Here is a 3,421-nt window from a genome sequence, read left to right on the forward strand (position 1 = left end):
AAATAGGCTGTGTAATAAAACAATCGGCTCCAGCAGCAATCTTTCTCTCAATCAAACGACCGCAACGTGATAGATTTTTGACATTAGGATTGAAAGCCGCAGCTGCTGTAAACGTTGTTTCTTTTTTAATACTGGCACCACTGTAGCCTTTTCCTTTGTTGAGTTGCTTAATCAACTCTAATAGTTTAAAGCTAGTGGCATCGTATACGCTGGTTGCTCCCGGAAAATCTCCTATCTTAGATGGGTCCCCTGTAATCGCTAATACCTGATGAAATCCCAACACATCCATCCCCAAAAGACGTGATTGAAGTCCAATCATATTATGATCACGACAAGATAAATGCAGCAAAAATGGCGTTGAAATCTCATCTTTTAAAAGCGAAGCAATGCTCACATTACAAATTCGAGTTTTTGCTAAAGAATTATCTGCCAAGGTAATAGCGGATATCCCCGCCTCATCTAATGCTTTTACCCCTTCAGTAAACTTTTTAATATCAAGCGTTTTTGGTGGGTCAAGCTCAACTATAATGGTCACTTTTCTTTTGACTTTGTCAACGATTGTTTCTGACTGCTTAACTGCTTTAATCAGCTCTGCTTCTTCAACCATTGGCGTAACGAATTTTCGAGTAACTGGTTTTAAACCTTTAATAGCTCGTTTGACTGCTCTGATGTGGTCAGGAGTTGTTCCACAACAGCCGCCAATCAAACGTGCGCCTTCTGCAACAAGCAGCTCTGCGCTTTTTCCAAAATAATCTGCATTCTGGCTAAATCCATACTGCCCACTGCCATTGTCATCAACGAAAGATAACAAACTAGCATTTGGATAAACAGCTAAATAAGATTGGGCAAAAAGAGGTACTTGTTTCAGAGATTGAATCATATGATATGGTCCCAAGTGACAATTCAATCCCACAACATCTGCCCCAAGCATCACTAGCTTACCAAATATTTCAACCAAAGGACGACCATTTTCAGTAATTCCTGCTTCGTGAAGTGAAATATTAGTAATAATCGGTAAATCAGTCAAAGGTCTAACAGCTTTTAAGACTTCAATAATTTCTTCTTCATCATAATAAGTTTCAAATAAAAGGCCATCAATGTCATTAGTTTCAAGTAGATAACCGACCTGTTCCAATGTTTCTTGAATGATTTCATCAAGTGTTAATTCACATTGTTTAAGACCTCTGAGTGCCCCAACCGTTCCCAAAACAAAGGTATCCTCACCAGCTGCTTGTCTAGCAATTCTGACACCGGCTTGATTGATTTCTTTGACTTTATCATCATAGCCATATCCATCCAGTCGGTGTCGCTTAGCTGCATAGGTGTTTGTCTGAATGACATCAGCACCAGCGTCAATATAAGCTTTATGAATCGCTAAAACTTTTTCTGGATGCGTCAAATTATAAGCTTCGTAACAATTATCAAGACCATTAGCGTAAAGAAGAGTTCCCATAGCACCGTCAGCGACTAAAATATCTGTTTTTAAACGTTCTAATAATCGTGACATAGCTCAACCTTCCTTATTTTCCGTATTTTGCTCGAACTTCCTTAGTTGCTTCTACTAATACTTTAAGTGAGGCAATTGTTTCTGGTTCGCGACGTGTTTTAAGACCACAGTCAGGGTTTACCCAGAATTGTTCTAATGACAATTGACGAAGTGGACGTTCAATATTTTCAATCACTTCTTCTTTTGTTGGTACACGTGGTGAGTGAATATCATAGACACCAAGACCAATACCAAGTGGGTAGACAGCTGTTTCAAATGATTCAATCACATCACCATGACTACGGCTTGTTTCGATTGAAATGACATCCGCATCCAAAGCGCGAATAGAATCAATAATTTCATTGAATTTAGAGTAGCACATATGCGTATGAATTTGTGTGTCATCTTTTACAGATGATGTCGCAATGCGGAAAGCATGAACCGCATCATCAAGATATGCTTTTTGCTTAGCTTTACGAAGCGGTAATCCTTCACGAAGAGCAGCTTCATCCACTTGAATAATGGCAATTCCAGCATCTTCAAGCAATTTGATTTCATCTTTGATAGCTAGTCCAATTTGATTGAAAAGATCTGCGCGTGAAATATCAGAACGTTCAAATGACCAGTTAGTAATTGTAATTGGTCCTGTTAGCATTCCTTTAACCGGACGTTCTGTTAGGCTTTGAGCATAAACCACTTCTTTCACTGACAATGGTTGAATGTGTTTAACATCACCGTAAATAATTGGTGGTTTAACTGCACGTGATCCGTATGATTGCACCCAACCAAGTTTTGTTGTAGTAAATCCAGCTAGCTTTTGACCGAAGAACTCAACCATATCCACACGTTCAAACTCACCGTGTACCAAGACATCAAGATCAAGGTCTTCTTGAATTTTAATCCAACGTGCGATTTCCGATTTGATAAATTCTTCATATTCCACATCTGAGATGTCACCACGTTTCCAAGCCAAACGAGTGCGACGAATTTCTGGTGATTGAGGGAATGATCCAATCGTTGTTGTTGGAAGAGTTGGCAAACCAAGTTTTTCTTGTTGGACTTTGCGACGAATCTTATAGTCAACGCGTTCTGTTGGTACGTTGTCCAAGCTTTCAAGCGTAACATTACGGAAGTCTGCTGCTTGCAAGGCATCAAAATCAGCCACATGCTGTTTATAAGCTTCAGTTTCTTGACCATCTAGGTATTGGCTCAAAAGTTCAAGTTCTTGTAGTTTTTCATCAGCAAATGCAAGACCATTTTTCAAAACTGGATCTAGGGCAGTTTCATTTTTAGTTGTTACCGGTACATGAAGAAGTGAACAAGATGGTTGAATCACAAGATTACCAACTTTTTCTTGGATTTTTTTAAGCAAGGCAGATATTTTTACAAAATCAGTTGCCCAAATATTACGTCCATCAACAACCCCGGCAAATACTTCTTTTCCTTCAAAATATCCAGCTTCAATAGCTTCAAGGTTTTCTTCAAGACCATGAACAAAATCAAGACCAAAAGCAGCAACAGGAAGTTCTGACAAATCTTTAGCATCAATCAAGGCTTCAAAATATGTTTGGAAAATAATTTTAGCTTGAGGAACTTCTTTAGCAAAATAAGCATAGACGCATTTAGCAGCTTCAAGAAGATCCGCACCTTCATCCGTTACAAAAATTGGTTCATCAACTTGAATATAAGTTGCTCCTGCTTCAACTAATTCTGCAAAGACTTGTTTGTAAAGTGGTAAAAGTCTTTTGACTGCCGATGTAAAATCACTTACCTCAGCTGATAAAGCCACATAAGTAATTGGTCCTGTGATGACTGGTTTTGCTTTATCACCAACCACTTCTTTTGCTTCAAGATACAAATCAAGCAAACGTGTATTTGTCAAATGTGGTTTAACTTTTGACCATTCTGGCACAATGTAGTGATAATTTGTGTTGA

2 protein-coding genes are annotated in these 3,421 nt (G+C 38.6%); both read right to left on the minus strand.

What is annotated here, in order from left to right:
• Window positions 1-1,507: bifunctional homocysteine S-methyltransferase/methylenetetrahydrofolate reductase (locus B4D49_RS09340; RefSeq protein ID WP_286784191.1), on the minus strand; the 1,507-nt coding region annotated here is incomplete at its 3' end.
• A 13-nt stretch (window positions 1,508-1,520) separates the two neighbouring features.
• Window positions 1,521-3,421, minus strand: a 1,901-nt coding sequence (gene metE / locus B4D49_RS09345) for a 5-methyltetrahydropteroyltriglutamate--homocysteine S-methyltransferase (protein ID WP_286784192.1), incomplete at its 5' end; no start/stop codon positions are given.

It is taken from the genome of Streptococcus sp. UBA4344 (genome assembly GCF_002393675.1).
In the GTDB taxonomy this organism is placed as follows: Bacteria; Bacillota; Bacilli; order Lactobacillales; family Streptococcaceae; genus Streptococcus; species Streptococcus vicugnae.